At 75.0% G+C, this 21,926-nt stretch carries 24 protein-coding genes; 15 read left to right on the top strand and 9 right to left on the bottom strand.

What is annotated here, in order from left to right; translation table 11 throughout:
* Positions 1-12: 12 nt before the first annotated feature.
* Positions 13-369: a winged helix-turn-helix transcriptional regulator gene (locus IE287_RS21825; protein WP_189850824.1), complete on the bottom strand. Its 357-nt coding sequence runs from the start codon at positions 367-369 to the stop codon at positions 13-15.
* Positions 370-489: 120 nt separating this feature from the next.
* Between IE287_RS21825 and IE287_RS21820 the strand changes: the two genes are divergently transcribed.
* On the top strand, positions 490-1,389 hold the full coding sequence (locus IE287_RS21820) for an NAD(P)-dependent oxidoreductase (protein ID WP_189850823.1): 900 nt from the start codon (positions 490-492) through the stop codon (positions 1,387-1,389).
* Positions 1,390-1,412: 23 nt separating this feature from the next.
* On the opposite strand, the gene IE287_RS21815 is transcribed toward IE287_RS21820, so the two are convergent.
* Positions 1,413-2,909, bottom strand: a complete 1,497-nt coding sequence (locus IE287_RS21815; RefSeq protein WP_189850822.1) for a fatty acyl-CoA synthetase — start codon at positions 2,907-2,909, stop codon at positions 1,413-1,415.
* A gap of 136 nt (positions 2,910-3,045) precedes the next feature.
* Here IE287_RS21815 and IE287_RS21810 point away from each other — a divergent pair, with 136 nt between their 5' ends.
* Positions 3,046-5,478, top strand: a complete 2,433-nt coding sequence (locus tag IE287_RS21810) for a penicillin acylase family protein (RefSeq protein WP_229883634.1) — start codon at positions 3,046-3,048, stop codon at positions 5,476-5,478.
* Here IE287_RS21810 and IE287_RS21805 read toward each other — a convergent pair.
* The gene (locus tag IE287_RS21805) at positions 5,468-6,568 is read right to left on the bottom strand and encodes a calcium:cation antiporter (RefSeq protein WP_189850820.1); all 1,101 of its coding nucleotides are present in this window, start codon (positions 6,566-6,568) and stop codon (positions 5,468-5,470) included. The two genes, IE287_RS21810 and IE287_RS21805, sit on opposite strands and share 11 nt — an antisense overlap.
* A 61-nt stretch (positions 6,569-6,629) precedes the next feature.
* Positions 6,630-7,034 carry a MarR family winged helix-turn-helix transcriptional regulator gene (locus tag IE287_RS21800; RefSeq protein WP_189850952.1) on the bottom strand — a complete coding sequence of 135 codons (405 nt, stop codon included), beginning with the start codon at positions 7,032-7,034 and terminating at the stop codon, positions 6,630-6,632.
* Between the two features lie 418 nt (positions 7,035-7,452).
* On the opposite strand from IE287_RS21800, the gene IE287_RS21795 reads away from it, so the two are divergent.
* Positions 7,453-7,653, top strand: a complete 201-nt coding sequence (locus tag IE287_RS21795) for a hypothetical protein (protein WP_189850819.1) — start codon at positions 7,453-7,455, stop codon at positions 7,651-7,653.
* 75 nt (positions 7,654-7,728) lie between these two features.
* Positions 7,729-7,902, top strand: a complete 174-nt coding sequence (locus IE287_RS21790; protein WP_189850818.1) for a CsbD family protein — start codon at positions 7,729-7,731, stop codon at positions 7,900-7,902.
* A 383-nt stretch (positions 7,903-8,285) separates the two neighbouring features.
* On the opposite strand, the gene IE287_RS21785 is transcribed toward IE287_RS21790, so the two are convergent.
* The gene (locus tag IE287_RS21785) at positions 8,286-9,410 is read right to left on the bottom strand and encodes an SRPBCC family protein (RefSeq protein WP_189850817.1); all 1,125 of its coding nucleotides are present in this window, start codon (positions 9,408-9,410) and stop codon (positions 8,286-8,288) included.
* A gap of 3 nt (positions 9,411-9,413) precedes the next feature.
* Complete coding sequence (locus IE287_RS21780) at positions 9,414-10,490, bottom strand: histone protein (RefSeq protein WP_189850816.1); 1,077 nt, start codon at positions 10,488-10,490, stop codon at positions 9,414-9,416.
* Positions 10,491-10,667: 177 nt separating this feature from the next.
* Here IE287_RS21780 and IE287_RS21775 point away from each other — a divergent pair, with 177 nt between their 5' ends.
* From IE287_RS21775 to IE287_RS21740, 8 genes are read left to right on the top strand one after another with little or no spacing between them, the layout of a single operon-like run.
* Complete coding sequence (locus tag IE287_RS21775; RefSeq protein ID WP_189850815.1) at positions 10,668-10,958, top strand: gas vesicle protein GvpO; 291 nt, start codon at positions 10,668-10,670, stop codon at positions 10,956-10,958.
* A gap of 28 nt (positions 10,959-10,986) precedes the next feature.
* Positions 10,987-11,493, top strand: coding sequence for a gas vesicle protein GvpJ (gene gvpJ, locus IE287_RS21770; protein WP_189850814.1), 507 nt, complete (start codon positions 10,987-10,989; stop codon positions 11,491-11,493).
* Positions 11,494-11,499: 6 nt separating this feature from the next.
* Positions 11,500-12,219 carry a GvpL/GvpF family gas vesicle protein gene (locus IE287_RS21765; protein ID WP_189850813.1) on the top strand — a complete coding sequence of 240 codons (720 nt, stop codon included), beginning with the start codon at positions 11,500-11,502 and terminating at the stop codon, positions 12,217-12,219.
* 38 nt (positions 12,220-12,257) lie between these two features.
* Positions 12,258-12,506 carry a gas vesicle protein GvpG gene (locus tag IE287_RS21760; protein ID WP_189850812.1) on the top strand — a complete coding sequence of 83 codons (249 nt, stop codon included), beginning with the start codon at positions 12,258-12,260 and terminating at the stop codon, positions 12,504-12,506.
* Between the two features lie 20 nt (positions 12,507-12,526).
* Positions 12,527-12,952: a gas vesicle protein gene (locus tag IE287_RS21755; protein WP_229883633.1), complete on the top strand. Its 426-nt coding sequence runs from the start codon at positions 12,527-12,529 to the stop codon at positions 12,950-12,952.
* Positions 12,949-13,929 (top strand): GvpL/GvpF family gas vesicle protein, encoded by a 981-nt coding sequence (locus IE287_RS21750; protein WP_189850811.1) that lies wholly within the window; start codon positions 12,949-12,951, stop codon positions 13,927-13,929. Before IE287_RS21755 ends, IE287_RS21750 begins: the two co-directional genes overlap by 4 nt.
* The gene (locus tag IE287_RS21745) at positions 13,926-14,195 is read left to right on the top strand and encodes a gas vesicle protein (RefSeq protein WP_189850810.1); all 270 of its coding nucleotides are present in this window, start codon (positions 13,926-13,928) and stop codon (positions 14,193-14,195) included. The genes IE287_RS21750 and IE287_RS21745 overlap by 4 nt, the downstream gene beginning before the upstream one ends.
* The gene (locus tag IE287_RS21740) at positions 14,192-14,611 is read left to right on the top strand and encodes a gas vesicle protein K (protein ID WP_189850809.1); all 420 of its coding nucleotides are present in this window, start codon (positions 14,192-14,194) and stop codon (positions 14,609-14,611) included. The genes IE287_RS21745 and IE287_RS21740 overlap by 4 nt, the downstream gene beginning before the upstream one ends.
* An 8-nt stretch (positions 14,612-14,619) precedes the next feature.
* Here the strand turns inward: IE287_RS21740 and IE287_RS21735 are convergent, their stop codons facing one another.
* Together IE287_RS21735 and IE287_RS21730 are read right to left on the bottom strand one after the other, a co-directional pair.
* Positions 14,620-16,173: an acyl-CoA synthetase gene (locus IE287_RS21735; RefSeq protein WP_189850808.1), complete on the bottom strand. Its 1,554-nt coding sequence runs from the start codon at positions 16,171-16,173 to the stop codon at positions 14,620-14,622.
* Positions 16,173-17,279, bottom strand: a complete 1,107-nt coding sequence (locus tag IE287_RS21730) for an NAD(P)H-dependent flavin oxidoreductase (RefSeq protein WP_189850807.1) — start codon at positions 17,277-17,279, stop codon at positions 16,173-16,175. Before IE287_RS21730 ends, IE287_RS21735 begins: the two co-directional genes overlap by 1 nt.
* 181 nt (positions 17,280-17,460) lie before the next feature.
* Here IE287_RS21730 and IE287_RS21725 point away from each other — a divergent pair, with 181 nt between their 5' ends.
* On the top strand, positions 17,461-19,146 hold the full coding sequence (locus IE287_RS21725) for a serine hydrolase domain-containing protein (protein ID WP_229883632.1): 1,686 nt from the start codon (positions 17,461-17,463) through the stop codon (positions 19,144-19,146).
* Between the two features lie 135 nt (positions 19,147-19,281).
* Positions 19,282-20,052, top strand: coding sequence for a hypothetical protein (locus IE287_RS21720; protein ID WP_189850806.1), 771 nt, complete (start codon positions 19,282-19,284; stop codon positions 20,050-20,052).
* A 26-nt stretch (positions 20,053-20,078) separates the two neighbouring features.
* On the opposite strand, the gene IE287_RS21715 is transcribed toward IE287_RS21720, so the two are convergent.
* Entirely contained in the window at positions 20,079-20,444 is a 366-nt protein-coding gene (locus IE287_RS21715; protein ID WP_189850805.1) for a hypothetical protein, read from the bottom strand.
* Positions 20,445-20,627: 183 nt separating this feature from the next.
* On the opposite strand from IE287_RS21715, the gene IE287_RS21710 reads away from it, so the two are divergent.
* Complete coding sequence (locus IE287_RS21710; protein ID WP_189850804.1) at positions 20,628-21,866, top strand: MFS transporter; 1,239 nt, start codon at positions 20,628-20,630, stop codon at positions 21,864-21,866.
* The last annotated feature ends 60 nt before the right edge of the window (positions 21,867-21,926 follow it).

Raw genomic sequence — 21,926 nt, 5'->3', positions numbered from 1 at the left:
GGAAGACGGGGGTCAGGAGGCGGCGCGCTCCTCGGCCAGACGGTCGAGGTGGCCGTGGCCCCAGTCGGAGAGCGGGGCCAGCATGAGCGAGAGCGCGAGGCCGGACTCGGTCAGCGAGTAGACGGTCTTGGGCGGCACGACGTCGTGCGTCTCACGGTGCACGAGCCCGTCCCGCTCCATCTCGCGCAACGCCTGGGTCAGCACCTTCTCGCTGATCCCGCGCACCTTCCGGCGCAGTTCGCCGGGGCGGTGCGGACCCGATTCGAGCATCCACAGCAGCGTGGTCTTCCACTTGCCGTCGATCACCGAGATCGCCGCGGCCACGCCGCAGGTCGCCCCGTCGCCCTCGTCGAGGCGGATACGCGCCATCGTCCTCTCCCGTCCCCGTACGTCCCGTGAGTCCGCGGCCGCTCCGTCATGCCTCGGCGCCAAGCGCGCGAGCGGCCGCACACCCACCTTAATCCGCATTCTCTGCACAGGAGTTCACGCATGTCCGTCAAGCCGGAGTCCACCCCGCAGCAGCCCGCCGTCACCGTCCTGGGGCTCGGTCCGATGGGCCGCGCGCTGGCCGGCGCGTTCCTCGCGGCCGGGGTGCGCACCACCGTGTGGAACCGTACGCCCGGCCGGGAGGGCGACCTCGTCGAGCGGGGGGCCGCCGTGGCCGCGAGCGCCGCCGAGGCGGTCGCCGCGAGCCCGGTGACCGTCGTCTGCCTGGTCAACTACGACGCCACGGACGCGGTGCTGCGGCAGGACGCGGTGGAGGCCGCGCTCAAGGGCCGCGCCCTGGTCAACCTCTCCGCCGACACGCCCGGCCGGGCCCGCGACACCGGCGGCTGGGCCGGGGAGCACGGCATCGCCTACGTCGACGGTGCCATCATGACGCCGGCCGACACGATCGGTTCGGCGGGCGGCGTCTTCCTCTACAGCGGTCCGGCCGCCGTGTACGAGGAGCACAGGGCGGTGCTCGACGCGCTCGGCGGCAGCCACACCCACCTCGGCGAGGAGGTGAGCCGGGCCGCGGCCTACGACATCGCGCTCCTCGACATCTTCTGGACGTCGATGGCCGGATACGTGCACGCGCTGGCCCTGGCGGACGCGGAGGGCGTCTCGCCGCGCGAACTGGCGCCGTTCGCCGCGGGGATCGCGCGGATCCTGCCGCCGCTCTTCGAGGAGTTCGCCGGGGACGTCGAGGACGGCACCTACTCCGGCGCGATCAACCCGCTGACGTCCGGGGTGTCCACGATGGGGCACGTCGTGCACGCGGCGGAGGCGCACGCCATCGACTCGGGCGTGATGCGCGCGATCGAGGGGCTCGCCGTCCGCACCGTGGCGCTCGGCCACGGTGCGGACGGGTTCTCCCGGGTCGCGGAGGTGCTGCGCCGGCGCTGAGCCGGGCAGGGCCCCCGCCCGCCTCACGCGTACCGGTCGCGCAGTTCCCGCTTGAGGATCTTTCCGCTGGCGTTGCGGGGCAGGGCGTCGGTGAAGACGATGCGCTTGGGGGCCTTGAAGGAGGAGAGGGACTCCCGTGCGTGCGCGAGGAGTTCGGCCTCGGTGACCTCGGCGCGCGGGACGACGACGGCGGTGACCGCCTCGATCCAGCGCTCGTCGGGCAGGCCGATGACGGCGGTCTCGGCGACCGCCGGATGGGTGTAGAGGGCGTCCTCGACCTGGCGGGAGGCGACGAGCACGCCGCCGGAGTTGATGACGTCCTTCACCCGGTCGACGATCGTCAGATAGCCGTCGGCGTCCCGGACCGCGAGGTCGCCGGAGCGGAACCAGCCGTCGCGGAAGGCGGCGGCGGTCTCCTCCGGCTTGGCCCAGTAGCCCTCGCAGAGCTGCGGGGACCGGTAGACGATCTCGCCGGGGGTGCCGTCGGGGACGTCCTTGCCGTCCTCGTCGACGACCCGCGCCTCGACGTGCCGGACGGGGCGGCCGCAGGAGTCCGGGCGGCCCTCGTGCTCGGCGGGGCCGAGGACGGTGGCGAGCGGTCCGATCTCGGACTGGCCGAAGCAGTTGTAGAAGGCGAGGCCGGGCAGGTGGCCGCGCAGCCGCTCCAGGACGGGCACCGGCATGATCGAGGCGCCGTAGTAGGCCTTGCGCAGCGCCGACAGGTCCCGTCCGGCGAAGCCGGGGTGGTGGGCGAGGGCGATCCACACGGTCGGCGGGGCGAAGAGGCTGTCCGCGCGCCCCGTCTCGACGAGGCCGAACAGGGTCTCGGGGTCGGGTCCTTCGAGGAGGGTGCTCTCCGCGCCGACCGCCAGGTACGGCAGCAGGAAGACGTGCGTCTGGGCGGAGTGGTACAGCGGCAGGGCGTGCACCGGCCGGTCGTCCTCGGCGAGGTCGAGCGCCTCGACGGCGCTGGCGTACTCGTGGACGAGGGCACGGTGGGTCATCATCGCGCCCTTCGGCAGGGCGGTGGTGCCGGAGGTGTACAGGAGCTGCACGAGGTCGCGGGGATCGCTGTCGGAGGCGTACGGCTCCGGCTCCGCGAGCGCGTCCAGGAGCGAACCGGGCGCGTCGCGCAGGGCCCGGACCGGCACGCCGGCGGGGATCCGGCCGGCGAGTCCGGGATCGGCGAGGACCAGGGAGCTCCCGGACTGGTCCAGGAGGTAGGCGAGGTCGTCGCCGGTGAGGTGGTGGTTGACGGGAACGTGGACGAGGCCCGCCCGGGCGCAGGCCAGGAAGGCGATCAGGTAGGCGTCGGAGTTGTGTCCGTACGTGGCGACCCGGGCGCCGGGCACGAGTCCCGGCGCGCGGCGCAGCACGGCCGCGGCGGTGGAGACGGCGGCGTCCAGTTCGGCGTAGGTCCAGGCGCGGTCCGCGTACCGCAGGGCGACCCGGCCGGGGACGCGCTCGGCGCTCGCGCGGAGCACGCCGTCGACGGTGCGGGTGAGGAGTCCTCGTTCCATGGCTGGATCCTCGGTGCGGGGGCACGGCCGCGGGACACGTCCGGGGCCTCGGATACCGAACGGGATGTTGACAGGGCGGTCGCTTGCTGACTGGATGGCCCGACCGGCTCCGCCCGCTTGCCCTTGGGGAGGCATCGTGCCCGTCCGCACCCTCTTCGCCCGCCGCTCCCGGAGACGGCTCGCCCTGGTGGGCGCGTCGCTCGCCGCCGTCACCGCGGGGCTCCTGCCGGGCGCGGCGGCCGCCCGTCCGGACGGACGGGACCGGGAGGACCGGCCCTCCGACCGCGGGCTGAGCGCCGTCATCCGGTACACCGAGTACGGCGTGCCGCACATCCTCGCCCGGGACTACGCGAACCTGGGCTTCGGGACCGGCTGGGCGCAGGCCGCCGACCAGGTGTGCGTCCTCGCGGACGGCTTCGTCACCGTGAACGGCGAGCGCTCCCGGCACTTCGGCGCCGCCGGCGCGCCGGACGGCTCGCTCTCCTCCGCCACCACCAACCTCGCGAGCGACCTGTACTTCCGGGGCGTCAAGGAGGCCGGGACGGTCGAGGCGCTGCTGCGGACCCCGGCGCCCGCGGGCCCGAGCGGCGACCTGAAGGAGCTGATGCGCGGGTGGGCGGCCGGGTACAACGCCTGGCTGCGGAAGAACCGGGTCACCGACCCGGCCTGCGCGGGCGCCGGGTGGGTCCGCCCGGTGACGGCCCTGGACGTGGCGCGGCGCGGCTTCGCCGTCTCGGTGCTCGGCGGGCAGGGGCGGGCGGTGGACGGCATCGCGGCGGCCCGCCCGCCGGCCGTCGCACCCGCGGCCGCGCCGTCGGGAGCGCGGGGGGCGCCGGGCGGTCCGTCGCCGGAGGCCGTCGCGGAGGCCGCGCGGGCGCTGTTCGCTCCGGAGAACGCCACCATGGGCTCCAACGCGGTCGCCTTCTCGGGCGCCACGACGGCGAACGGGCGCGGGCTGCTCCTGGGCAATCCGCACTACCCGTGGCAGGGCGGCCGCCGGTTCTGGCAGTCGCAGCAGACGATCCCCGGGGAGCTGAACGTCTCGGGCGCCTCCCTGCTCGGCACCACCGTCGTCAACATCGGTTTCAACGACAAGGTCGCCTGGAGCCACACGGTGGCCACCGGCGTGCCGGTGAACCTCCACCAGCTGACGCTGGTGCCGGGCGACCCGACGGCCTATCTGGTGGACGGCAGGCCCGAGCGGATGACCGCGCGGACGGTGACGGTGGCGGACCGGGACGGCGAGCCGGTGACCCGTACCCAGTGGTGGACCCGGTACGGGCCGGTGACCGGCGGCCTCGGCGCGAGCCTGCCGCTGCCGTGGACGGCGACCACCGCGTACGCCCTCAACGACCCCAACGCCGCCAACCTGCGCGGCTCCGACACGGCGCTGGGCTTCGCGCGGGCCCGCTCGACGGCCGACGTCGCCGAGACGCTGCGCCGCACCCAGGGCCTGCCGTGGGTGAACACGGTGGCCGCCGACTCGGCGGGGCGCACCTACTTCGGCCAGGCGCAGGTGCTGCCCCGGATCACCGACGAGCTCGCGGAGCGGTGCTCCACGCCGCTCGGCCGGGTCGTCTACCCGGCCTCGGGGGTCGCCGTCCTCGACGGCTCGCGGACGGAGTGCGCGCTCGGCTCGGACCCGGACGCGGTGCAGCCGGGGATCTTCGGGCCGTCGCGGATGCCGGTGCTGAAGGACGCCCCGTACGCGGTGAACTCCAACGACAGCGCCTGGCTGACCAACGCGGAGCGGCCGCTGACCGGGTACGAGCGGGTCTTCGGCACCCTGGGCACCCCGCGCTCGCTGCGGACCCGGGGCGGGATCGAGGACGTGGCGGGGATGGCCGCGCGGGGCGGGCTCACGGTGGACGACCTCCAGCGGCAGCAGTTCGCCAACCGCGTGCCGGCCGCCGGTCTGGCCGCGGCGGACGTGGTCGCCGCCTGCCCGGGCGTGCTGCCGTCGGACCCCGAGGCGTGCCGGGTGCTGGGCGCCTGGGACCGCACGATGGACTCGGACAGCCGGGGCGCGCTGCTCTTCGACCGCTTCTGGAGGAAGTTCACGGGCTCGGTGCCGGTGGCGCAGCAGTGGAGGGTGCCGTTCTCGGCGGCGGACCCGGTGCGCACCCCGCGGGGCGTCGAGACGGGGTCGGCGGGCTTCGCGAAGGCCCTGGCGGACGCGGTGGCGGAGCTGCGGGCGGCGGGGATCCCGCTGGACGGGCCGCTGCGGGACCACCAGTTCGTGGTGCGGGGCGGGGAGCGGATCCCGGTGGGCGGGGGGACGGAGTCCCTGGGCGTCTGGAACAAGACGGAGCCGGTGTGGAACGCGGCGGGCGGCGGCTACGTGGAGGTCGCGCACGGGACGAGCCACGTCCAGGCGGTCGGCTGGGACGGCGGGCGCTGCCCGGTGGCCCGCACCCTGCTCACGTACTCCCAGTCCTCGAACCCGGCCTCGCCGCACCACAGCGACCAGACGCGGCTGTACGCGGACGAGCGCTGGGTGACCTCCCGGTTCTGCGAGAAGGACATCCTGCGCTCGCCCGCGCTGCGGATCGTGGTCGTCAGGGGCTGAAGGACAGGAAGACGAAGGCGGCGAAGATCGCGAGGTGGACGCCGCCCTGGAGGAGCGTGGCCCGTCCGGGCACCACGGTCAGGGCGCTCACCACACCGGTGAGGGCGAGCAGGACCAGGTGGAGGGGGCCCAGGCCGAGCACCAGGGGCCCGGACAGCCAGATGGAGGCGAGCGCGATCGCCGGGATGGTCAGGCCGATGCTGGCGATCGCGGAGCCGTAGGCGAGGTTGAGGCTGGTCTGCACGCGGTTGCGGCGGGCGGCGCGCACGGCGGCGAGCGTCTCGGGGAGCAGGACCATGAGGGCGATGACGACACCGACGACGGCCTTGGGCAGGCCGGCGGACTGGACGCCGTCCTCGATGGTCGGGGAGATCACCTTGGCGTTGCCGACGACGGCGACGAGGGCGACCAGGAGGAGGCCGAGGCTGGCGAGGGTGACGGCCTTGGTCGGCGGCTCGGCGTGCTCCTCCTCCGAGCACTCCTTGCCCTCGATGGGGACGGGGAGGAAGTAGTCGCGGTGCCGGACGGTCTGCACGGCGACGAAGACGCCGTACAGACCGAGGGAGGCGATGGCGGCGAAGGCGAGCTGGGCACCGGAGAACTCGGGGCCCGGGTGGCTGGTGGTGAAGGTGGGGAGCACCAGGGTCATGGTGGCGAGGGTGCAGACGGTGGCGAGCGCGCCGCCGGAGCCCTCGGCGTTGAAGACCGCGACCCGGTTGCGCAGCGCGCCGACCAGGAGCGCGAGGCCGACGATGCCGTTGCAGGTGATCATGACGGCGGCGAAGACCGTGTCGCGGGCGTAGGTGGCGGTCTTCTCCCCGCCGCCCGCCATGAGGCTGACGATCAGTCCGACCTCGATGACGGTGACGGCGACGGCGAGGACGAGCGAGCCGAAGGGTTCGCCGACCCGGTGGGCGATGACCTCGGCGTGGTGGACGGCGGCGAGCACGGCGGCGACGAGGGCGAGCGCGACGAGGGCCACGGCGAGGGCCGGTAGCTCCCGCCCCCAGGCGAAGACCAGCGCAAGCAGGGCCACCACCGGCCCCCACGTGGTCCACTCGCGGGTCAACGCCTTCGTGCTCGTACTCATCATCTTCTTCCTGCCCTTGGGGGCCCCGGTTCCCTCGCGGGAGGACCGGGGCCCGTTTCCGTCATTCTTCTGCGTCGGCCAGACCGTGCTCGTACGCCGCGAGGGTGTCGATGAACATCCGCCGTTCGGCGGGTCCCAGCGGGGCGAGGGCCGCCCGCCAGGCACCGGCGCTGCGGCCGAGCCAGCCGTCGATGGCCCCTCTCCGGTCCTCGGCGATCGACACGATCTTGCGCCTGCGGTCGGCCGGGTCCTCGTGCCGGTCCAGGATCCCCTTCTTCGAGAGGTCCCCCACCATCAGGCTGACGGTGGTGGGGGCGACGCCCAGCCGCGCGGCCAGTTCGTTGACGCTCTGCGGGCCGTCGAAGAGGAGATAGGCGAGCAGGGAGAGGTGACGGGGCGCCAGTGTCAGCGACGCCAGCTCCTCCGGCACCTTGATGCGCTTGACGCGCCCCACCATCCGGGGCATGAGCAGCAGCAGCGTACGGACGGCGTCGTCGACGTCCGGTCCGGCGGCCCCGCTCCCCTCGCGCTCGGTCGGCACCCCGCACCCTCCGTTTTGATTTTGCTTTCAAAGCAAAGAGATCTGTCGTGATCGATGCTACCGGAGGGTGCGGGGTGTCGACCGGGCGCGGGGCGATCGCCGCCCGCCCGACAGGCGCACCGGGGCCGCGCCGCCCGGCCGCCGTCCTGGAGGAGCACGTCGCCCTGGAGGACCGGCCGCAGCCGGTCCTCCAGGGCGACGGAGGGGTCCGGACGGGACCCCATGTTTGGAATCGCGCCGGCCGCGCAGACGGAAGGACACCGGACCCGTCCTCGCGGAAAGGGGTCCCCATGAACGACCGCACGCGCCTCCTCCCCGACCGGACACCCGGGCGGAGAGACCCGTGACGCCCGCTTTCGGACGGCGCCCGCGCCGCCGGGCGCTGCGCCGCTGGACACCCGCCGGAGTGACCCGGCGCGCCGAGGGCCGCCTCGCCCTCTGGGGCGCCCGGGCCACCCTGTGGAGCGCGAAGACGCTGCTGCGCCACGCGGTCCGCACCCGATTCCGGGCCGTGACGCCCCGCAGGATCCGGCCGGGTGCGTGACCCGGCGGATCCGGGGTACACGCGGAGACCGGAAGCACCACGACACTTCGACGAGAGCGTTCCGAGGTGAGGGACATGGCCGCCGGCAAGAAGGCCAAGAACATGGCGAAGGCCGCGAAGGGCAAGGCCAAGGAGACCACGGGCAAGACCGTGGGCAACGAGTCGCTGGAGATGAAGGGCAAGGCCGAGCAGGTGGCCGCGCAGGCCCGGCAGACCGGCGAGAAGGCGAAGGACACCCTGCGGCACTGACCGCGTCCGCCACGCCCCGGGCCGACGGGCTCCCTCCCGTCGTCCCGGGGCTCGCCCTGTCCGCACCCGCCCCGGCCCCGCCCGCTCCCTGAACCCGCCTCCCACGGGCCTGCCGCCTCCTTCCCTCCGCGCCGGACGCACCCGGGGACGGGCTCGACGGGCGGGGCAGCACGAACACGGGAGAGGGCGCAGTCGTACGCGTCACGGCCGAGGTCGTGCGCGTCACGGCAGAGGAGGTCCCGCTCCCGCGCACGCCGTTCCCGCGCACCCCGCCCGCGCATCCCGCCCCCGGGCCGCGACCGCGCCGGAAGCCCCGTCCGCACCGGCGCCGGCGGTGCGGCCACGGGGCCCGGCGCGTGCTCCGTCCTCGCCCGTCCGGCGCCTCAGCGCCTGCGGCGGGCGGGGGCGGGCTCCTCCTCCGCCTCTTCCTCGCCCTCCTCGTAGTCCTCGTCCTCGGTCTCCTCCCCCTCGCCCTCCCCGTAGCCCTGCTCGTCCTCCGCGCCTTCCTCCTCTTCGTCCTCCGCGCCTTCCTCCTCTTCGTCCTCCTCCGCGCCTCCGGCCCCTTCGTAGCCGCCCTCGTCCTCCTCGGCCTCCGCCTCGTCCTCGTAGTCCTCTGCCGTCTCGCCGCCCTCGCCGTCCCCCTCCGCCTCTTCGGCCTCTTCCGCCTCTTCCTCTTCGAGGGCTTCCTCGTGGGTCCTTACGACCTCTCCGTCCCGGATCTCGCCCCGCCAGCCGTCGGGCTCGTCGGTGCTCAGGGCCACGTGCCGGAGGAAGTGCTTCAGGTCCAGGCGCAGACGGCGGCCCTGGGCGCGCCAGATGTTGCCGGTCTTCTCGAAGAGCCCGGCGGGGTGGTACTCGACGACCACGACGATCCTGGTCAGCGAGGGGGCCAGCTCGTGGAAGCTCACGCAGCCGCGCGTGGTGCCCTTCGCGCCTTCGGAGCTCCAGACGATCCGCTCGTCCGGGACCTGCTCCTGCACCGTCGCCTTCCAGCTGCGGGAGGACGGACCGACCTTCAGCTTCCAGTCGGTGGTCGTGTCGTCGGCGCGCGAGACGTCACGGACGCCCTTGGCGAAGCCGCTGAACTCCTCGTACTGCGTCCAGTGGTCGTAGGTGGTCCGCAGCGGCAGGCCCACGTCGAGCCACTCCACGATGTTGACGACCTTCCCTCCCCCGCTCTTGCGGCCCTTCCCCTTGCCCAGCGCCTGCGAGGCGACGTCGGTGACCTTGTCCTTCACCTTTCCCAGCGCCTGGCCGGCGACGGCCTTGAGCGGCGAGTCGCCGCCGAGGACGCGGCTGCCGAGACCGGCGAGGTCACCGCCGTTGTCGACGACGTCGTAGAGCTGGTCCGTCAGGCCGTCGAGCTTGTCGCCCGCCTTCCGGGCCAGCTGGTCGGCCTGGGCCGCGGCGTAACGGGAGAACTCGCCCATCAGCTTGTCGAGCCCCGACGCGCCGTCCGAGCCGGAGCGGCTCCGGGTGCCGGAGCGGGTGTTCTCTGAGGTGTCCATGACCTACCTCCGCGAGGACGGCTTGCGGGCCGTGCTCTTCCTGGCGGCCGGCTTCCGCGCCGACGCGGTCTTCTCGGCCGCCGGCTTGCCGGCCGACGCGGTCTTCTTGGCCGCCGGCTTGCGGGCCGGAGCCGACTTCTTCGCGGCCGGCTTGCGGGCCGGAGCCGACTTCTTCGCCGCCGGCTTGCGGCTCGGCGCGGACTTCTTCGCGGCCGGCTTGCGGGCGGAGTCCGAGCCGCTCGTCTTCTTGGCTGCCGTCTTCCTGGCCGGGGGCTTCTCGGCCGGGGTCCTCGTGGCGGCGGTCTTCTTGGTCGTGGTCTTCTTGGCGGCGGTCTTCGCGGGAGCCTTCTCCGCGGGGGCCTCCTTCGCCGCCGCCTTCCTCGCGGGGGCCGGCTTCGCCGGGGACTTCCCGGCCGGAGCCTTCTTCGAGGGCGCGCGCTTCTTCGCGGCGGGCGGCTCACCGTCGTCCGCCTCGGCCGGGGCCGTCCGGCGGCGGGACCGGCGCGGGGCCGGGCGTCGTTCCGGTTCCTCCTCGGCCTCCTCCTCTTCCGGCTCCTCTTCCGGCTCCTCCTCGGGTTCGTCCTCCGGTTCCTCCTCGTCCTCCTCCTCGGCCTCGTCCTCGTAGGGCTGCTCCTCCTCGTCCTCCTGTCCCTCCTCGTCCTCCTCCTCGTCCTCGTACGGCTCCTCGTCCTCGTCCTCGTACCGCTCCTCCTCGTCCTCCTCGGCCTCCTCGGCCTCCTTGCCGCGCCCGCCCCTGGACGGGCGCGGGCTCGTGAGTTCGAGGGTCCGGTGGTGGAGGACGTCGGCGAGGTCGGCGAGCTTGCGGTCTGCGGCGGCGCTCAGGGCTTGGCGTCCGGCGTCCAGCGCCTCGCCGCGCAGCTGGTCGCCCAGCTCCGCGAACTGCGGCATGTCCTTGAGCCGGGAGAGCCCTTCCCGCACCAGCTGCCCGGGGTCGAGTCCGACGCGACGGCCGGCCAGGTAGGTCGCGGCCGAGAAGGCCAGCCGCCCCTTCTTGGCCCGCCCCAGCACATAACCGCCCGCCACCGCGGCGGCGAGCGCGATCTTGGTCGTGTCTTGCATGACCGGTCCCTTCACCGGGGGGCTTTCCCCCGCGACTGCCCAGGGCACCGGTTTTACCCACATGGAAGCGGCGGAGACGGGGCCGGAGACGAGAGGAGGGGCCGCGCGGACGCATAGAAGTCGTCCGACGGGACACTCGCCGCTTCAGTGAGGCCGTCTCCCCCGAGGAGGTGGCGAATGGCCGCCGAATCCGCTCGTTCGCGGCGGCGCCTGGGCGCCGCGGCGGCGATGCGCTCCGCCGCCGAGCAGCTGGCACAGCTGCTCGGCAGAGCACCCGACTCCGTGTCCTCGCTCAAGCCCGTCGAGGACGGGTGGGAGGCCCGGGTCGAGGTCGTGGAACTGCAGCGCATCCCGGACACCACGAGCGTGATGGGCAGCTACAAGGTCGTCCTGGACGCTCGGGGAGAGCTGCTCTCCTTCGAGCGCGTCCGCCGCTACAACCGCGGCGCGACCGAACGCCCGAACTGAACGACGGAGGCAGGAGAAGGGAGGCGTCATGACGATCATGCCGCAGAGCGGCGGCGGTGTCGCCCGCGAGGGAGGCGGGTCCGGCGGCGGCAATCTCTACGACGTCCTGGAGCTCATCCTCGACCGGGGCATGGTGATCGACGTCTTCGTGCGCGTCTCCCTGGTCGGCATCGAGATCCTCAAGATCGACGCCCGCATCGTCGTCGCGAGCGTCGACACCTATCTGCGCTTCGCCGAGGCCGTCAACCGGCTCGACCTGGAATCCGGCAGGAAGGCCCCCGCGCAGCTGCCCGAGGTCGTCGAGGGCATGACCGAGGGCGGCTCCCGGGGCAAGACGAAGGGGCTGGTGGGCGGCGCGGTCGAAGCCCTGACCGGCTCCCTGGGCGGCTCCCGCGACGACGAGGACGAGGAGGAGCCGGAGGAAGAGGCCGAGGAAGCCGAGGAGCCGGAGCAGGAGCCGGAGGAGGAGGCGGAGCCCGCCCCCCGGCGCCGCCGCCCCGCCGCCCGGCGCCCGGCGCGCAGGGAGAGGGAGTGAGCTCCCGTGGTCCTCTACGTGTACGCGATCACCGCCGCGTCCCCCTCGCACGACCTCGACGGTCTGGAGGGCGTCGGACCGGGCTCGTCCCCGCCCCGCACCGTCACCGCCGGGCCCGTCGCCGCTGTGGTCGGCGACGTCTCGGAGGAGGTCCGGCCCGCCCGGCGGGACCTCCTCGCGCACCAGGCGGTGCAGGAGCGCCTCATGGCCGCCGGAGCCGTCCTGCCGCTGCGGTTCGGCCACCTCGCCCCCGACGAGGACACGGTGCGCGAGGCGCTGGAGGCCGGTGCCGAGGCGTACCTCTCCGCCCTGGAGCGGCTGCGGGACTGCGCCGAGTTCCACGTGCGGGCCACCCAGGACGACGAGGAGCCGCTGCTGCGCCGCGCCCTGGACGAGGTGCCGGGAGTGCGGGACCTCGACGCGCGGATCCGGGCGGGCGACCCCGACCCCCGGCTGCCGCTGGCCCTGGGCGAGCTCGTGACCCGTCAGGTGCAGGCCTGGCAGCAGACCACCGCCGACGCGCTCGTCCGCGCCCTGGAACCGTTCGCGCGCGATCGCGTCGTCCAGGAACCGACGGGCCGCGACTTCCTCAATCTGTCCCTGCTGGTGCCGGACGACCGGGCGGACGCCCTGCTGGAGACCCGGGAGGAACTCGATCGGGAACTCGGCGACGGCGCCGCCCTGCGCTTCTCCGGTCCGCTGCCGCCGTACAGCTTCGTGGGCTGAGGGACGCGATCCGCCCCTCCCCCGGAGAGGAGGAGACCATGGGGCTGCTGAGCCGCCTGCTGACCTTCCCGCTGGAGCCGGTGCGGGGCGCCGTCTGGGTCGCGCGGCAAGCGCTCGCGCAGGCGGAACGGGAGTACTACGACCCCGCCCCCGTACGGCAGGCGCTCGCGGACCTGAACGAGGCACTGCGCACCGGAGAGATCGACCAGGAGACGTTCGACCAGCACGAGGCCGCCCTCCTCGCCCGGCTGGAGGAGCTGGCGCGTCAACGGCACCGGACGTCCTGAACGACGAAACGAGGCCCCCCGTGTCCGAACCCCTGCCCGGCCGCATCGGCTCCTTCCCCGCACGCGCCGGCCCCGCGCCGTACGCCTCCGGAGAGCCGTCCAGTCTCGCCGACATCCTCGAACGGGTCCTCGACAAGGGCATCGTGATCGCCGGCGACATCCGCATCAACCTGCTCGACATCGAGCTGCTGACGATCAGGCTCCGCATCCTCGTCGCCTCCGTGGACAAGGCGAAGGAGATGGGCATCGACTGGTGGGAGCACGACCCGTCCCTGTCCTCCCGCCACGCCGGGAGCGCGCTGGAGCGGGAGAACCGGCGCCTGCGGGCCGAACTGGACGAACTGCGCCACGACCGGATCACCGGCCGGGACACCTCGCGCGCGGTCTTCGACGAGGACGCGGGGCGGACCGGGGCGGACCGCCACGAGCACGGGGAGGAGCGGTGACCCACCCCGAAGAACACGCCGAACGCGCCGAACAGGACGACCGCGTCGCACAGGACGACCGCGTCGCACACGACCGGTCCGCCGGGCACGTCGTCTACGTCTACGCGGTCGTCGAGGCGGCGGCACCGCTGCGCGACCGTCTCGCCGCGCTGCGGGGCGTCGCGGAGGCCCGGGTGGAGCTGCTGTCCGAGACCGGCGGGGACGGCGACGGCTCCGGGCGACCCGGCCGGCTGGCCCTCGTCGTCAGCTCCGTGCCGCGCGCCGACTTCGACGAGGCCGCCCTCACCCGGAACTTCGAGGACCTCGCGTGGCTGGAGCGGGTCGCCCGCGCCCACCACGACGTGGTCGGAGCCGTCGCCGCCCGCGGGACCGTCCTGCCCCTCCGGATGGCGACCGTCTACGAGGACGGCGACCGGGCCGGACGGGCGCTCTCCGAGCGGCACGAGACCTTCGCCCGGCGGCTGGCCGCGCTCCGCGCCCACGCCGAGTACGGCGTCAAGCTCTCCCTGCCGCCCGCCGGGGCCGTCTCCCGGACCGCCCCGGCAGCACCCACGGACTCGGCGGTCCCCGGCGGGGAAGGGCGTCCCGCCGGGCCGGGCCGGGCGTACCTGCACCGGCGCCGGGCCCAGCGGCAGGCCAGGGAGGCCGTCCACGCGCAGGCGGGTCCGGCGGCGGCCGCCCTCTCGGAGGCCGCCGCCCGTCACGCCTCGGAACACGTCCGTCACGCTCCCCAGCGCTCGCCCCTGAGTGGCCCGTCGCAGAACGTGCTGAACGCCTCCTACCTGGTCCCGGACGCCCGGGCCGACGCCTTCCGGGCGGCGGTCGCCCGGGTCGCCGAGCGCTTCCCCGACCTGCGCGTGGAGGTCACGGGCCCCTGGGCGCCCTACTCCTTCGCCATGCCGCCGTCGGGGCCGGACCCGGCCGCCGGCGACGGGCCCGATGAGGCGGGACCGGCCCCCGCGCGGGAAGCGTCATGAGCGCCCCGCACGCGGGTCGGTACGACGACCGGCACGACCTCCCGTACGACGGCGGGCACCCCGGCGGGTACGAGGACCGGTTGCCGGAGCGGCAGGTAGCCCTGGTGGATCTGCTGGACCGCCTGCTCAGCGGCGGGGTGGTGCTCGCCGGCGACCTCGTCCTGTCCGTCGCCGGCATCGACCTCGTCCGCGTCTCGCTGCGTGCCCTCGTCGTCTCGGTCGGCGACGAGACCGCCGGGCAGGACTCCGAGGGGCGGCCGGCATGACCGGCGACGGCCCCCGCGCGCCCCGGCCCCCCGCGGGGTCCGGCCCGGACCCCGCCCCGGGCCCCCGTGGCACGGAGGACGTGCTCGCGCAGGCGTTCCGGCTGGTCCGGGCGCCTCCCGGGGATCCCGCGCACACGCCGCCGGCGCACCGCGTCGCCACCGATCCGGAGCGCGTCGGGGAGGACCTCCTCAAGCTCGTCCTCACGCTCGTCGAGCTCCTGCGGCAGCTCGTCGAGCGCCAGGCGCTGCGCCGTGTGGACGCCGGAGACCTCACCGAGGAGCAGGAGGAGGAGCTGGGGGCGACCCTGCTGGCCCTCCACGACGCCCTGGCCGGCCTCTGCGCCGAGCACGGCTACGCCCTGGAGGACCTCAACCTCGATCTCGGGCCGCTGGGGCCGCTGCTCCCCCGGGAGTGAGGGCCCGCTCAGACCGGGCGCTCGCGTCCCTCCCAGTACGGGTCCCGCAGCCGGCGCTTGTAGAGCTTGCCGTTGGGGTCGCGGGGCATGACGGCGACGAAGTCGAGGGACCTGGGGCGCTTGAAGCCGGCGAGGTGGCCGGCGCAGTGGGCCAGGATCTCCTCGGCGAGCGCCGGCCCCTCCTCGTACCCCTCGGCGGTCTCGACGGCCGCCTTCACCTCCTCGCCCCAGTCGGCGTGCGGCACGCCGAAGGCGGCGGCGTCGGCGACGGCGGGGTGGGCGAGGAGCGCGGCCTCGATCTCGGCGGGGTAGATGTTGACCCCGCCGGAGATGATCATGTCGATCTTGCGGTCGCGGAGGAAGAGGTAGCCGTCCTCGTCGAGGTAGCCGAGGTCGCCGACGGTGAAGAAGTCCCCGACCCGGGCGGCGGCGGTCTTCGCCTCGTCCTTGTGGTAGCGGAAGCCGCCGGTGTTCATCTTCAGGTAGACGGTGCCCAGTTCGCCGGGCGGGAGGGGGGTGCCGTCGTCGTCGAGGACGGCGAGCTCGCTGATCGGCCAGGCCCTGCCGACCGTGCCGGGCCGCTTCAGCCACTCCTCGGCGGTGGCGAAGGCGCCGCCGCCCTCGCTGGCCGCGTAGTACTCCTCCACGCACCCGCCCCACCAGGCGATCATCGCCCGCTTGACGTGCTCGGGGCAGGGCGCGGCGCCGTGGATGGCGTGCCGCATCGAGGAGACGTCGTACCGCGCGCGGACCTCCTCGGGGAGGGCGAGGAGGCGGTGGAACTGGGTGGGGACCATGTGGGTGTGGGTGCAGGCGTACGCGTCGATCAGCCGCAGCATCTCCTCCGGCGCCCACTTGTCCATGAGGACGAGCGGGTGCCCGATGTGCAGCGCCGCGGCCGCGAACTGCAGGACCGCGGTGTGGTAGAGCGGCGAGCAGACCAGGTGCACGTGGGCGTCGAAGGGGCGGATGCCGAAGATGCCGAGGAAGCCGCCGAGGTGGGACTCCTCGGGGAGGCGTCCGGAGAGCGGCCGGCGGATGCCCCGGGGGCGGCCGGTGGTCCCCGAGGTGTAGTTCATGACCCAGCCGAGCGTCCGGTCGGCGGGCGCCGACCCGGGCTGCCCGTCGAGGAGTTCGGCGTACGGGCGGAAGCCGGGCACCGCCCCGACCGCGTACCGCCCGCCGGCCGGGAGGCCCGCCCCGTCGGCGGCCGCGACGGCGGCCTCGGCGAAGCGCTCGTGCGCGATCAGGACCTTGGCGCCGGAGTCGGCGACGATCCAGGCGATCTCGGCGCCCACGAAGTGGTGGTTGACGGGCACGAGGTAGAAGCCGGCCTGGGTGGCGGCGAGATGGGCGGTGAAGAACTCGACGCCGTTGGGCAGGACGACCGCGAAGGCGTCGCCGCGCTCCAGGCCGGCCGCGCGCAGCGCGTGCACCATCCGGTTCGCGGCGGCGAGCAGCCGGCCGGCCGACCACTCCTCGCCGTCCGGCGCGACCAGCGCCGTGCGGCCGGGGTCGGCGGCGGCCTGGGCCCAGAAGCCGTTCGGATTCCCGTCGCTCATCACAGTCCCCTTCCGGCGATCCGGTCGATGCGGTCGACGGCCTTCTCGAAGCCCCGGGTGAGCTCGTCGACGACCTGGCGCACGCTGCGCTCGGAGTTCATCCGGCCGACGATCTGCCCGACCGGGGTGCCGAGCAGCGGGTCGACCTCGTACTTCTGGATGCGGGAGACGGCTTCGGCGACCAGCAGCCCCTGCAGCGGCATGGGCAGGGGGCCGGGTCCGGCCGGGTCCTCCCAGGCGTCGGTCCACTCGGTGCGGAGCTGGCGGGCGGGCTTGCCGGTCAGCGCGCGGGACCGGACGGTGTCGCCGGAGCCGGCCGCGAGCAGCTTGGCGGTCAGGGCGCGCGAGTGGAGTTCCGCCTCGGTCGTGGTGAGCCAGATCGACCCGAGCCACACCCCCTGGGCGCCGAGGGCGAGTCCGGCGGCGATCTGCTCGCCGCTGCCGATGCCGCCGGCGGCGAGCACCGGGAGCGGCGAGACGGCCTCCACGACCTCCGGCGTGAGCACCATGGAGGCGATCTCCCCGGTGTGGCCGCCCGCCTCGTACCCCTGGGCGACGACGACGTCGATGCCCGCCTCCGCGTGACGGCGGGCGTGCCGGGCGCTTCCGGCGAGCGCGGCGACGAGCACGCCGTGCTCGTGCGCGCGGGCGACGACGTCCGGCGGCGGGGAGCCGAGGGCGTTGGCCAGCAGCTTGATCGGGTAGTCGAAGGCCACGTCGAGCTGGCCGCGGGCGACCTCCTCCATCCAGCCGGTGATCCGCCATCCGGAGGCCTCGCCCTCGGCGAGTTCGGGCACCCCGTGCTTGGCGAGGACCGACCGGACGTACTCCCGGTGCGCCGGGGGGATCATGGCCTCGACGTCGGCCTCGGTGACGCCCTCGACCTTCTTGGCGGGCATCACGACGTCGAGCCCGTAGGGCCGTCCGTCGGTGTGCGCCTGCATCCAGTCGAGGTCGCGGGCGAGGTCGTCCGGGGCGGTGTAGCGCACCGCCCCCAGGACGCCGAAGCAGCCGGCCCGGCTGAGGGCGGCGGCGACCGCGGGGAAGGGCGTGAAGCCGAAGATGGCGTGCTCGATCCCCAGTGTGCGACTCAGCTCCGTCTCCATGGGCGGCAGGATGCCGCAGCGGGGCGACGGAGGGAAGAGGTTTTCTGATGGAGCGTCAGATTCTTTGGCGCCGGATCCCGTGCGGGCCGGAGGAGGAGCGGGGGTCCGGTCGGGGAGGGTGGGGGCGTACGGATGCGGCCGGGGTGCGCGGCCGGGGTCGAGGTGCCGGGAGGCGCGGCGGATGGACGAGGCGGGACGCGGGCGGGCGGACGCGGGGGCGCGGCTGCGGTGGGGCACGCCGGAGGAGGCCGGCCTGCTCGGGAGGGAGCTGGAGGGGATGGCCGAGGACGTGCGCGCCTTCCTCGGGCCCTCGCCGGCGCACCCCTGGTGCGCGGGCGCCGTGCTGCTGGCCGGCCGGGGCCGGACCGTGGCGCTGCACCGGGCGGTCGGCTGGGCGGCGCGCTGGGCCGCGTACGACGAGGTCCGCGACACGGCGGTCGGGCTCCCGCCGGAGCTGCGGGTGCCGATGACCCCGGACACGGTCTTCGACGTGGCCTCCCTCACCAAGCTCTTCACCTCCCTCCTGGCCGTGCGGCGGATCGAGCGGGGCGAGCTGGAGCTCGGGGAGCGGGTCGCCGCGCGCCTGCCGGAGTTCGGCCGCGCGGGCAAGGAGGGCATCACCGTCGGGCAGCTGCTCGCCCACACCTCGGGCCTGCGGGCGGAACTGCCGCTGTACGAGGCGCCGGACCGGGCGGGACGGCTGCGGATGCTGTGGGACGAGGCCCCGCTGGACCCGCCGGGTACGGCGTACCGCTACTCGGACCTCAACCTCGTCGCGCTGCAGCTGCTCCTGGAACGGATCACCGGTCTCGGTCTGGAGAGGCTGCTCCACGACGAGATCACCGCTCCGCTCGGGATGCACCGCACCCGGTTCGCACCGCCGTCCTCGTGGCGGGCCGTGACGGCGGCGACCGAGGACGCCCGCCGCCCCTGGGCACGGCTCGACCGGGGCATGGTGCGGGGCGAGGTCCACGACGAGAACGCGTACGCGATGGGCGGCGTCGCCGGCCACGCCGGCGTCTTCTCCTGCGCCCGCGACCTCGCGGTCCTCGCCCGCACGCTCCTCGACGGCGGCGCGTACGGCTCCGCCCGCGTCCTCTCCCCCTCCTCCGTCGACCTCCTCCTCACCGACGTCAACCAGGCCTTCCCCGGCCACGCGCACGGCCTCGGCTTCGAGCTGGACCAGCGCTGGTACATGGGCGCGCTCTCCGGTCCCCGCACCGCCGGACACACCGGCTTCACCGGCACCAGCCTCGTCCTCGCCCCGGACTCCGGCGCGTTCCTGGTCCTCCTCGCCAACGCGGTGCACCCCGTCCGCACCTGGCGCGCCGGTTCGGCCCCGCGCGTGGCGGCCGCGAACCGCCTCGCCCGCGCGATCCCGGTCCGTCCGCCGGCCGGCACCGGCCCCACGGCCTGGTTCTCCGGCATGCGCGCCCCCGGGGGCGCCGTCCTCGCCCTCCCCCCGACGGGACCGGGCGCGGCCCGGCTCGACTGCCTGCTGTGGTGGGACACCGCGCCGGAGGACCGCCTCGTCCTGGAGGCCGCGACCGGCAGGCCGGCGGCCTGGCGCCCGGTCGCCTTCCGCACCGCCCCGCACGAACCCCCCGCGGGGACCCGCCTCCACGCGGACGGCACCGCCTCCGGCTGGTCCGGCCGCCGCTGGCACCGGCTCACCGCCGGCCTTCCGCCCGCCGCCCCGGTCCGGCTCCGCTTCCGGTACGCCACCGCCTCCCCCGCCGTGGGCCGCGGGGTGTACGTCACCGGGATGCGGGTCCTGGACGGCGCGGGCCGGGTCCTCTTCGACGGGGCGCGGGCGGCGGACGCGTCCCGCCTCGCAGCGGACGGCTGGCGCCCGTCGGCGGACTGATCCGGCGCGGGCCGGGCAGGAACCACTCGCCCCGTCCGCCCGCCCTGCTCACGGGGGCGCTCGAAGTCCCGTCCTCCGCAAGCCGGTTCACCCGCGCGGCCGTGCGCACGCCGCCACCGAGACCCGAGGAGATCCATGATCGACACCGTCGAGGCACTGACCGTCCGGCTGCACGACACCCTGGTCGCGCTCCTGACCGACGGTCCCGGCGGGGCGGGCGCCGGAGGCCTCCACGAGGTCGTCGCGCGCGCCTCGGCGCTGGGCCCCGACGGTGCGTGGCTCGTCGCCGCCGGCCACGCGGGCCTCGGCGGCCTGGCCTGCGTCCGGGGTCTGCCGGACCAGGCCGTCCACCACCTCGACGCCGCGGTGACGGCGGGCTACAGCGACTGCGTCGCCCTGCACACCCCGCCCTGGCGGGCGCTGCACGCGGACCCCCGCTTCCGGGTCGCGTACGGACGGATGCGCGTCACCCAGGCCGACTTCGACGAGCTCCTCTGGCTGCACCGGGAGATGAACCTCATGGCGAGCGAGGCCCGGACCGCGAGCGTCGACAACGTGGGCCGCCTCGACTTCGGGGTGTCGCTCCTGCCCCGGGTCCCGCTGCCCACCCGGGAACCCCAGACCGCCGGCGTCCTGGCCACCCGCGTCGAGCTCGCCGCCGTCCAGACCGCGCTCCAGCAGGCGGCCCTGAAGGCGGAGTTCCAGCGCAGCTCGGGCAATGTCGCGCTCGACCTCGTCGACGGCACGTGGGACCACGACCGGGCCAGGCGCGACGCGTGGGACGCCGACGACCTGGACGCCCGGCGTCAGCGGGCGGCCGAGGCGCGGGCCTTCACCGCGCGCCCCGGCGCCGGCACGACGCTCCTGCCCTGCCCGCCGCCGGGTTCGATCACCTACCCGGCCTGAGGCCGTCCGGCCCGGGCCGGACGGCCTCAGGCCGGGGCCAGCGCGTCCTCCTCGATCCCGTCGAGGACGAACCCGTTCTCGAAACGCACCCGGTACCGGATCCCCCCGCCCGCTCCGGGGACGGTCGCCCCCAGGCTGACGATCTGCCGGCGGATCCCCTCCATCAGCCCCGTGGTGTGCCCGTCGAACCGGCCGGCGGCGAAGCGCCGGTCGAAGTCCGCCAGCGCGCCCTCGACCGCTCCTCCGGCGGCCTCCGCCGCACCCGCGACGACGCCCGTCGCCCCCGCGCCCAGGAACAGCGGACCGGCCGAACCGCCGCCGGTCGCCGGGACGCCCCCGGTGATCTGCACGTCCCTGATCAGCTTCACCCTCGCACCGGTCTCGTACGGCATGGAGGATCCCCTCGTCTCGATCGTGGCCGTGATCGCCGCAAGCGTAGGACGAAGACGGGTCCGGTCGGGGCCGTTCCGGACGGACGGAGGGTCGGGCGGACGGAGGGCGGCGCGGACGGAGGTAGAGTCGACGGCCCGGCCGGACGGAGGGTCCGGTGCGGACGGACGGGGCGGTGTGCGGGCGTGGCGGGGCGGAAGGCGCTGGGGCGGGGGTTCGGACGGCTCTGGGCCGCGTACGCGGTGAGCACGTACGGCACCTGGCTCGGTTTCGGCGCCTTCCCGCTGCTCGCGGTCGTCGTCCTCGACTCGGGCCCGGCCCAGGTGGCGGCGCTGGCGGCGACCGGGCGGGCGGTGGGCGCCGTGCTCGCGGTGCCGCTGGGGCCCTGGGTGGAGTTCCGGCGGAAGCGGCCCGTGATGGTCGCGATGGACCTGGTCCGCTTCGGGGCGCTCGCCAGCGTGCCCGTCTCGTACCTCCTGGGGTGGCTGGGCTTCGTCCAGCTCCTCGTCGTCTCGGTGGTCGTGGCGGCGGCGGACATCGCGTTCCGGGCGGCGAGCGGGGCCTTCCTGAAGGGGCTCGTGCCGCCGGAGGACCTCCTCGTCGCGAACAGCCGCTTCGAGGCGACGAACTGGACGGCCTCGATGGCGGGACCGCCCCTCGGCGGGGCCGCCGTCGGGCTCCTCGGGCCCGTCACCACGATCCTCGCCGACGCCGTCAGCCATCTGCTCTCCGCGCTGGGCATCCGGTCGATCGGCGGGACGGAGCCGGAACCCGCGCGGCGGGAGGGCGGGCGGACGCGCGCCGGGGACCTCTTCGAGGGCTGGCGCCACATCCTGCGCCACCCGGTGCTGCGCCCGCTCTTCCTCAACGCCATCGCGGTCAACGGCCTGATCATGGCCTCGGAGCCGCTGCTCGCCGTGCTCCTCCTGCGCGACCTGGGCCTCTCCCCCTGGCAGTACGGGCTCGTTTTCGCGGCTCCCTGCGCCGGAGGGCTGGCCGGCTCGCGCCTCGCGCCCCGGCTGGCGGCGCGCTTCGGGGACGGCAGGGTGCTCCGGGTGGCCGGCGTGCTGCGCTCCTGCTGGTCCCTGGGGCTGGCGTTCGTGCCGTCCGGCACGGCGGGGATGGTGGTGGTGATGGGCGTGCAGCTCGGGCTGGTGGCGTCCTGCGGCGTCTTCAACCCGGTCCTCGCCACCCACCGTCTCCGCCACACGGACCCCGGCAGGCTCTCCCGCACCCTGGCCGCCTGGTCGGTGAGCGCGAGCCTGTCCATCGCCGCCACGACCGCCCTGTGGGGCCTCCTCGCCGCCGTCACCGGCCCGCGGACCGCGCTGGCCGCCGCGGGGGTCCTGCTGCTGGCGACGCCCCTGCTGCTGCGGGGCGGCGCCCTCCGCGCGGACGCGGGGGAACCGGCACTCCGGAGCTAGTCCGCCTCTTCCGGGCCCTGCCCGGCCGGGGAGGGCCGGGCCCGCGCCGCGGGTCCCGTC

The sequence above is a fragment of the Streptomyces omiyaensis genome (assembly GCF_014650895.1).
GTDB lineage: Bacteria > Actinomycetota > Actinomycetes > Streptomycetales > Streptomycetaceae > Streptomyces > Streptomyces omiyaensis.
Note: the sequence above shows the minus strand (reverse complement) of the source record. Positions and strands in the feature narration are given on the sequence as shown.

Excerpts from the sequence above, each read along its gene's own strand:
- IE287_RS21815 (WP_189850822.1), bottom strand. The coding sequence starts at position 2,909 with ATGGAACGAGGACTCCTCACCCGCACCGTCGACGGCGTGCTCCGCGCG.
- IE287_RS21740 (WP_189850809.1), top strand. The coding sequence starts at position 14,192 with ATGACCGGCGACGGCCCCCGCGCGCCCCGGCCCCCCGCGGGGTCCGGC.
- IE287_RS21775 (WP_189850815.1), top strand. The coding sequence starts at position 10,668 with ATGGCCGCCGAATCCGCTCGTTCGCGGCGGCGCCTGGGCGCCGCGGCG.
- IE287_RS21780 (WP_189850816.1), bottom strand. The coding sequence starts at position 10,490 with ATGCAAGACACGACCAAGATCGCGCTCGCCGCCGCGGTGGCGGGCGGT.
- gvpJ (WP_189850814.1), top strand. The coding sequence starts at position 10,987 with ATGACGATCATGCCGCAGAGCGGCGGCGGTGTCGCCCGCGAGGGAGGC.
- IE287_RS21785 (WP_189850817.1), bottom strand. The coding sequence starts at position 9,410 with ATGGACACCTCAGAGAACACCCGCTCCGGCACCCGGAGCCGCTCCGGC.
- IE287_RS21730 (WP_189850807.1), bottom strand. The coding sequence starts at position 17,279 with ATGGAGACGGAGCTGAGTCGCACACTGGGGATCGAGCACGCCATCTTC.
- IE287_RS21820 (WP_189850823.1), top strand. The coding sequence starts at position 490 with ATGTCCGTCAAGCCGGAGTCCACCCCGCAGCAGCCCGCCGTCACCGTC.
- IE287_RS21725 (WP_229883632.1), top strand. The coding sequence starts at position 17,461 with ATGGACGAGGCGGGACGCGGGCGGGCGGACGCGGGGGCGCGGCTGCGG.
- IE287_RS21715 (WP_189850805.1), bottom strand. The coding sequence starts at position 20,444 with ATGCCGTACGAGACCGGTGCGAGGGTGAAGCTGATCAGGGACGTGCAG.
- IE287_RS21720 (WP_189850806.1), top strand. The coding sequence starts at position 19,282 with ATGATCGACACCGTCGAGGCACTGACCGTCCGGCTGCACGACACCCTG.
- IE287_RS21800 (WP_189850952.1), bottom strand. The coding sequence starts at position 7,034 with ATGCCCCGGATGGTGGGGCGCGTCAAGCGCATCAAGGTGCCGGAGGAG.
- IE287_RS21825 (WP_189850824.1), bottom strand. The coding sequence starts at position 369 with ATGGCGCGTATCCGCCTCGACGAGGGCGACGGGGCGACCTGCGGCGTG.
- IE287_RS21745 (WP_189850810.1), top strand. The coding sequence starts at position 13,926 with ATGAGCGCCCCGCACGCGGGTCGGTACGACGACCGGCACGACCTCCCG.
- IE287_RS21805 (WP_189850820.1), bottom strand. The coding sequence starts at position 6,568 with ATGAGTACGAGCACGAAGGCGTTGACCCGCGAGTGGACCACGTGGGGG.
- IE287_RS21760 (WP_189850812.1), top strand. The coding sequence starts at position 12,258 with ATGGGGCTGCTGAGCCGCCTGCTGACCTTCCCGCTGGAGCCGGTGCGG.
- IE287_RS21735 (WP_189850808.1), bottom strand. The coding sequence starts at position 16,173 with ATGAGCGACGGGAATCCGAACGGCTTCTGGGCCCAGGCCGCCGCCGAC.
- IE287_RS21790 (WP_189850818.1), top strand. The coding sequence starts at position 7,729 with ATGGCCGCCGGCAAGAAGGCCAAGAACATGGCGAAGGCCGCGAAGGGC.